Annotated in this window: 4 protein-coding genes; 1 reads left to right on the forward strand and 3 read right to left on the reverse strand. The window is 60.3% G+C overall.

The genetic code is table 11. The features are described from left to right. Positions 1-95: 95 nt before the first annotated feature. From AC1RAC_RS26185 to AC1RAC_RS26195, 3 genes are all read right to left on the reverse strand, one after another. The gene (locus AC1RAC_RS26185) at positions 96-3824 is read right to left on the reverse strand and encodes an autotransporter domain-containing protein (RefSeq protein ID WP_492617111.1); all 3729 of its coding nucleotides are present in this window, start codon (positions 3822-3824) and stop codon (positions 96-98) included. A 296-nt stretch (positions 3825-4120) separates the two neighbouring features. Continuing rightward, complete coding sequence (locus AC1RAC_RS26190; protein ID WP_005785025.1) at positions 4121-5515, reverse strand: PhoH family protein; 1395 nt, start codon at positions 5513-5515, stop codon at positions 4121-4123. Between the two features lie 339 nt (positions 5516-5854). Next, positions 5855-6979: a polysaccharide deacetylase family protein gene (locus AC1RAC_RS26195; RefSeq protein WP_492617112.1), complete on the reverse strand. Its 1125-nt coding sequence runs from the start codon at positions 6977-6979 to the stop codon at positions 5855-5857. Between the two features lie 120 nt (positions 6980-7099). Between AC1RAC_RS26195 and yaaA the strand changes: the two genes are divergently transcribed. Continuing rightward, a complete protein-coding gene (yaaA, locus tag AC1RAC_RS26200; protein ID WP_034128704.1) occupies positions 7100-7879 on the forward strand; it encodes a peroxide stress protein YaaA in 780 nt (259 codons plus the stop codon). Positions 7880-7978: the final 99 nt, after the last annotated feature.

Below are 7978 nucleotides of genomic sequence, written 5' to 3' on the forward strand. Positions count from 1 at the left end.
CTTGCTCGCGAAAAACTCTCAGGCGCCGCGTTTACCCAGGGTGCACGCGTTATCGTTGACGTTTTTCGCGAGCAAGCTCGCTCCTACATTCAAGGTTAGAACCGGAAGGTAAACCCGGCATTGATCCCGTTGTTGTTACCCCGGTTGGAGAGCAAGCCGCTGTAGTTCAACGACACCAGGGTGTCCTTGGTCAACGCCATTTGCGCACTGGCCTTGATCACCGCGCCATCCCTGGCCACAGGCACGCTGTTGACGGCGAAGGCCGTGTCACTGCCGGCAAACTTCAGAGAAGCTTCACGATCGGTATCACCAAACTGGTGCTCCCAACCCAGCTCACCGCGCAGGGTCACCGCCGAGGTGGACGTGAGCGGCAGCTGGGTATGGCCACGCACGCCCAGGGTGGAGAGTGTCGCGTCCTGGCTTTGCTGGCTGGCATGCAAGGCTGCGGCACCGCCTTTTTCCTTGAACGAGTCGCTTTGATAGTTCAGGTACGTGAGGTTGGCGAAGGGTTCAAACACGGTCCATTGGGTGTAACCGATCTCGGCAAACACTTGGTCGGTACGCGCGTTGTAGTCGGCCTTGGCATGGTCCGACTGATTGGCATAGGCCACCCGTCGCGAAGTGTCCAGGCGGTGCCAGGTGCTGGCACCGCCCAGGCGCAGGGCAATCGCCTCGAAGCGTTTGCCACCATAGACCGACAGGTGATAGTTGTCGCTGTCCGCCGACGCCGACTGGCCGTTGAGGTGGCTTTGGGTATAACCGGTCGCCGCGCCCGCGCGCCAGCCGTCGTTCATCTCGGTGTCCAGGCCCAGCAGTACGCCGCTGGTGGACGAGGAGTAGCCGCTGGCGTTGTTGTCACCACTGACGTTGTTGCGTCCACCGAGTAACTGTACCCAGCCGCCGTTGTCACGGCTGTCGATCTGCGCGTTGGAGTCCAGTGCCTGCGCCTGTTGCAGGCGAGCGTTGACCGCTTCACGCAGGTAGCGGCTGTCGGCCATTTGCGCTGCGGCCACGTCCGAATGCAATTGCCCTGAAAGTTGCTTGAAGCCCTCCCGCGCCTGGGCGGCGGAATCCGATGACAGCAGGCTTTCGTAGACCGGGCTGCCAGTGCCCAATGTCTCGGCCACCGTCGCCACCGCACGCTCGTTGCGGGTTTGCGCGACACTGGCGAAGGTCGTCTGGTTGCGAGCTATCGCCAGGGTCAACTGATTCGGTTGATAGTTGAGCGCAGTGCCAATGAACAGGTAGTTGGGGGCGAACGCTGCAAACTGCCCCTGGATACCTTGACTGGCGCTGAGGATATTGAACTGCTGGCCCAGCAAGCTGCGCGCCTCGGTGGCGGTCAACAGGTTGGGGCTGTTCTCCAGGGACACGCTCACCACACCGCCATTGAGGGTCGCCACCCCGCTGCTCTGCAACTGGTCGCTGCGGCCATCGGCCCCGACTTCGACGACATACACCGAACCCGGGTTGAATGTGACGTCGCCGGTGCGCAATGTGCCAATCGAATGCCCCGGGGCCACTCGCCCACCGTTGTTGACGGTCAAGGCGCCCACCGTGCCGTTGCCGGCCAGGGTGCCGCCCAGTGTGGTCATCACGCGGTTATCGGCATTACGCGTGCCCACGGCACTGCTATCTACCGTCACGGCAGAGGTCAATGCGCCGTCCACCGACAATTTGCCTCCGCGTACCCAGGTACTGCCCGAATAGCTGTTCTGGCCTTCCAGCACCAACTCGCCATCCCCGGACTTGACCAGGCTACCGACGTAGGTGCTGCCGGTGAGCACGTCCTGGCCGCGGGTGAGTGTTGCCTGCTCCCGGGCATGACCGATGTCGTATTCAAACTGATCGTCGGCCGAGGCATTGGCGGGCAGGCCATTGAGCCAGCCTTTTTGCTGCTTGGTGGCGGCCCAGGTCGCCTGCTCGGCAGCGTCTTCTACGCGGCGGGCGCGAATGGCTTCATCGGAAATCGGGTTGGCCCAGATATCTCGGGTACCGTTGGGCAACGCCACTGCCACAGCCCCGAGGAACTGCCCCGGCCCTTGCATGGCTTTTTGCAGGTTGGGCAAGCCCCAGCCACTGACCACACCTGGTACTTGTGGGACACCCGGCGCGGCATCGTGCACCGGTTGCAGGTTGTCGTAGGTGCGGCCTCCGGTCAGCTCGCCAACCGGCGTGTCCGGTCCATCCGGCGCCTGCAGGCTGGAGGTGGTCAGCAACACGTCCCGCGCCTGGTTGGGCGTCATATAGGGGAAGCGTTGCATCACCAACGCCAGGGCCCCGGAAACGCTCGGCGCAGCGGCCGAGGTGCCGTTGGCATTCGGGATGATTTCGCCCTCGGGGCCGGCAGACGGAATGCCCGACACGCCCATCACGCACCACCACTTGGAGGTACCGCAACGGTTGTAGACCTGGGCGCTAGTTTCGTCGTAGCCCGTGATGGAGAGGAACCTGCCTTCGATATCCGGCTTGAAAAACGGCAGGTTCGCATTGGTGTCCGGGTTGGCGCCGTGGCTGTCGTTGCCCGCCGAGATGATCTGGATGAATGTGTTTTGCCGGGCCGCATCAGCCATGGCGTCCATCCAGGTTTTGTGCCCGGCATGGGCCTTGTCCCAGAACGGGCGATAGGCGGCGGTCATGTCCTGCAGGTTTTGCGCGGCGCTGTCGCCGACGTTGCCGAAGTGGTTCTCCACGTCATCGCGCGAGCTCTGCCCCCAACTCTGGTTGACGATCGCCACGTTCTTCGCCGCCAGGGCGTTGTAGCTGGCCATGAATGCGTTGTAGTCGAGGTCGTTGGAGCCTTGGTAGCGGTCGTTGTCGCTGCCGCCAGTGTTGGCGACAAAAAGATTGGCGTCGAAGGCAATGCCGTGCATACCAGTGCCGTTGCGGTTGGCAGCCAGCACCCCGGACATTTCCGTGCCATGCCCGTCGTTGAACTCCGGGTCGTATTCCCCAGGGATACTGAAAGGCTCCCCCTGCTTGAACTCGCCGCTGGGTACTTCAAGGCGGTAGCGCGGATGGGTGGCGTAGTACTCGCCCGTGGAGGTCACCGCCTGCACCCGGTCCTGGCCCTGGGCATTTTTGCCCTGGAACTCGGAGTGTTCGGTGAGGATGCCCGAGTCGAGTACGCCGACATTCACCCCCTTGCCGGTGATGCCCAAGGCATAGGCGTAATACGCGTTGGTGCGGTCCAGGCCGGAATTGACCTGAGCTTCCGGGGTCTTCCAGGTTTGCGCGTTGGCACTCCAGTCACGGGTTGCGCCAGCCCAGGACTGGCCTGCGTTCAATTGCCCGCTCAGGTTGCTGCTCACGCCCGGCTCGACGTAGGTGAAAGGCTTGGCGGCCGGCAGGTTGGCGATAATGGCCTTGGAGAAGTCCAGAATATTGGTGGTGTAGCGGCCGCTGTTGCTGAACAGCCGGCTGCGGTAGTAATCCAGGCGCGAAGCGTAGTCCAGTGGCCGACGGGTGTCGCCGAGCATGGCGCCGATGGTCAGGTTCTCGGGTTGCAGCTCATAGTTTTGCTTGAGGGCCGAATCGAACTTGCCGGATTGGGCCGCGAAGTCCTTGGCCGCAAGATCGACAATATCCGCGTAGGCAAACCTGAGGTTTTTGTACACGGCAGTCTCAGGACCGAATGAGGCGACGGCTGTCCTGAACGCCGATTCCAATACCTGCGGGGTGTAAGGGTTGTCGTCTGCCCTGGCCACGGAACCGTGGCCCAGCCACAAGGCCAGGCCGAGTGCTATGGGTGTGAGGGGTGTGGTCTTGAAACGGGGGGTGCGATTGCGTTGCGACACAATGAAGCCATTACCTGCTACGTCCATTTTCCTTTCCCTTTGGATATATGCGTCATCAATGAGCGGTGTTTCGGGCTTTTGTAATAGGCAGGGTCACGGTGAAAACCCTGGACAGGTTTTCTAAACGTTCGTCGAATCAAGGAGGTGGTGTTCCGACGGGGTCTTGCAGTGTTCTTATAGTTTTTATCGCAAGAAAAAATGTAACAAAATAATTACAGAGACCACAAGCACCCGGGACGCGTTAACGCAGGCAAATGTCGCACAAAACAAAAACCCCGGACTTCGTGAAAAATCCGGGGCTTTTCGTCGCAGGTTCGCTGCAGTTACAGATGGGACTCGGCGTATTCAGCCAGAATCGAACGCGGTACCCCTTGCAGCGCAATGTGCACGCCGTTCGGGAAGTCTTTGAAGCGTTCCGTCAGGTAAGTCAGCCCGGAGCTGGTCGCGGACAGGTAAGGGGTGTCGATCTGCGCCAGGTTACCCAGGCACACCACTTTGGAACCGGCGCCCGCACGGGTGATGATGGTTTTCATCTGGTGCGGTGTAAGGTTCTGGCATTCATCGATCAAAATCAGGCTTTGCTGGAAGCTGCGACCTCGAATGTAGTTGAGGGATTTGAACTGCAACGGCACTTTGCTGAGGATGTAGTCGACGCTGCCATGGGTGTTTTCGTCATCCATGTGCAAGGCTTCGAGGTTGTCGGTAATAGCCCCCAGCCACGGCTCCATTTTTTCCGCCTCGGTACCGGGCAGGAAACCGATTTCCTGGTCCAGGCCCTGCACGCTGCGGGTGGCGATGATGCGGCGATAGCGTTTGGTCACCATGGTCTGTTCGATGGCGGCGGCCAGGGCGAGGATGGTTTTCCCCGAACCTGCGGCGCCCGTCAGGTTGACCAGGTGGATGTCCGGGTCAAGCAGCGCGTAGAGCGCCAGGCTTTGGTAGATATCACGCGGTTTCAGGCCCCAGGCTTCCTGGTGCAACAGGGGTTCCTGATGCAGGTCGAGGATCAGCAGCTTGTCGACCTGGATCTCTTTGATCCAGCCCACGAAGCCCTGTTCGTCGACGATGAACTCATTGATATGCACGGCCGGCAGGTTGTCGATCAGCTGTACCTGGTGCCAGGTGCGGCCGTGGTCCTGACGGGTTTCGACCTTGCTGACACGGTCCCAGAACGAGCCGGTCATCATGTGATAACCACGCGAGAGCATCGACACGTCGTCGACCAGTTGGTCGGTGCTGTAGTCCTCGGCAGCGATCCCACACGCTCGTGCCTTGAGGCGCATATTGATGTCTTTGGTCACCAGCACCACGCGCAGGTCCTTGTCGCGGGCGTGCAGGTCGATCAATTGGTTGATGATTTTGTTGTCGTTCAGGTTTTCCGGCAGCAGGCTGTTGGGCTCGCTGCGCTTGCTCATCAGGATCGACAGCAAGCCCTTGGGCCCGCTCTTGCCACGCTGGATGGGCACGCCGACCTCGACGTCCTCGGGCGAAGCTTCACCCAGGGTCTTGTCGATCAGGCGGATGGCCTGGCGGCATTCGGCGGCAACGCTGTGGTGGCCGCTTTTGAGTTTGTCGAGCTCCTCAAGCACGATCATCGGGATGGCGACGTGGTGTTCTTCGAAGTTCAGCAGTGCATTTGGATCGTGGATCAATACGTTGGTATCAAGCACATAAAGGATTGGCTGGTCGGAAGAAGGGTTACGTCCATGATCATCCATACTCGGTCACCTTTGTGGGAGCCATTCGACGCAATACCTGGGCGGTGCTGCGCCTCGATTCGACCACCGAGTGCACCTGAGGGACGTCAAGTGCAGTGCCCACATGCGGAGTCTTGGAAGACGCCACCTGTGTTGCAGGTTTCGGCGGTCTGACTTCGTAATACCGCAAAACCCATGACAGGAAAAAGCACTTTGACGCTTTTTTGAAGTTTATTTTTCAGGATGACGAATAGCACTAGCCGAGTGCCATGTACCCCGTTAAAGTCGGAAGTCCGCCTGCATCGAAATGTCGCATCAAATCGCCCCGAAAACACCCCATCCCCAGCAAAGCCGGGCACCTCATCGAAATGCCTCGCGACACTCCTGCCAACCCAAGCCACTCTGCGCCGTAGCCTGCAACACCATCGGCAATGCCACCCGCGCCTTGTCCTGGGTGTCGTGAAACACGATCACGCCTTTGCGCCACAGCAGCATCAATGTCAGCACCCGTTGCGCCGACTCATCGGCCTTGAGCTTGCCCGGCTCGTCCTGGGAGTCGATGTCCCATAACGCCACTTGCAGGCCCTGTTGCTGGAAGAATCCCTGGCTGTCCGCGCGGCGCTGCCCATACGGCGGGCGGAACAAGGGCACATAGTTTTCCGGCATCAGGTTCTGTACCAGCCCGGCACTGCGGGTGATGGAGCTTTGCCAGTCGACCCAATGGCTGTGGGAGCGGTACTGCCAGCCCTGAAGCCCCACGCACTGCCCTTGGTACAGCGCCTGCACATCGGCGGCGGAACTGCGCTCCACACGGGTTTGCAAGCTGCTGCCAAGGACAAAGAACGTCGCGTTCATCTTTTGCTTGCGCAGGTAATCGGTGAGCCAGTCGGTATTGCCGCTGACAGGTGCAGGGCCACCGTCGAAGGTCAGTAAAAACATCCGGTCATTGAGTTCATCACCGTTGCGCTCATGATCGCCAAAGCGCGCCACTTCACTGCTGATCTGCGGAAACAGCGCGGCCTTGCGCAACAACTCGTCCAGATAGCGTTCGTGAAAGTGCCGGCTGGGGGCGGCCCAGCCTATATAGAAAGAGTTGTCACTGACCTCGAACTTGCCGGCCTGCTCACGCAGGTCGTCCATGTTTTCCACCAGGTAGCAGAACGAGGCGTCTTCTTCGCAGCTCTGCTGGGCGAATGTGTAGTTCTCCAACAGCCGTTGCCAGAGCTGGCGACGCAGATCGCCGATGGCGGCCAGGTTGATGATCTTCAGCCCCAGGCGTTGCTTGAGCGCCGCGTCGTCCAGGGCTTCGCTGGCGAGCAGGCCGTGGGCGAACGTCAGGATCTCCGCACGCGAAGCCACATCGAACAGCGCCGGGCTGGCGAGTTTTTCCGGCCAGGTACCACGGTCCAGGCTGGCGACATCCACCGGCGCGGCGTGGGCATTCAGGCACAGCAGGCAAGCGGACAATAAAAGCGCTAATCGCACACGAGGTCTCCCTCTACAGAGTTACCGCCCATCATAGCGGATCGCATCTATCGCCATCATAGGTGGAGTCAAAACGCCCCAACCCCTAGAATCTCGCCCACGATTCCAGGAGCCAACTTCATGCTGATGGTGATTTCCCCCGCCAAAACCCTCGACTTCGAGTCCAAGCCGGTCACTGCGCGCTTCACCCAGCCGCAGTACCTGGACCACTCCCAGGAACTGATCGAGCAACTGCGCGAACTGAGCCCGGCGCAAATCAGTGAGCTGATGCACGTCTCCGACAAGATCGGTGGCCTCAACGCTGCGCGTTTCGGCAGCTGGACGCCGGCCTTCACTCCGGCCAACGCCAAGCAGGCGCTGCTGGCGTTCAAGGGCGATGTGTATACCGGCCTGAATGCCGAGACTTTCAGCGAGGCCGATTTCAGCTATGCCCAGGACCATCTGCGTATGCTCTCGGGCCTCTACGGCCTGCTGCGCCCGCTGGACCTGATGATGCCGTATCGCCTGGAGATGGGCACCAAGCTGGCCAACGCCCGCGGCAAGGACCTTTACGCGTTCTGGGGCACACGCATCAGCGAATGGTTGAATGAAGCCCTGGCCGAGCAAGGCGACGATGTGCTGCTCAACCTGGCGTCCAATGAGTATTTTTCGGCGGTCAAGCGCACGGCCTTGAACGCGCGGATCATCAATACCGAGTTCAAGGACCTGAAGAACGGCCAGTACAAGATCATCAGCTTCTACGCGAAAAAAGCTCGGGGCATGATGAGCCGGTTTGTGATTGAAGAACGCATCAACGATCCGGCCCAGCTCAAGCAGTTCGATGTACAGGGCTATCGCTTCAATGCGGAGCAGTCCAAGCCGGATAACCTGGTGTTTTTGCGCGATCACGCACCGGAATAAGGCCTGTACAGCCACCAACATCAACTGTGGGAGCTGGCTTGCCTGCGATAGCGGAGGGTCAGCCGACTCACATGTCGCTGATACACCGCTATCGCAGGC

The organism is Pseudomonas sp. GW823-FHT02F05, from assembly GCF_058797315.1.

Coding starts and splice junctions, on each gene's coding strand:
- AC1RAC_RS26185 (WP_492617111.1), bottom strand. CDS start 3,824: ATGGACGTAGCAGGTAATGGCTTCATTGTGTCGCAACGCAATCGCACC.
- AC1RAC_RS26190 (WP_005785025.1), bottom strand. CDS start 5,515: ATGGATGATCATGGACGTAACCCTTCTTCCGACCAGCCAATCCTTTAT.
- yaaA (WP_034128704.1), top strand. CDS start 7,100: ATGCTGATGGTGATTTCCCCCGCCAAAACCCTCGACTTCGAGTCCAAG.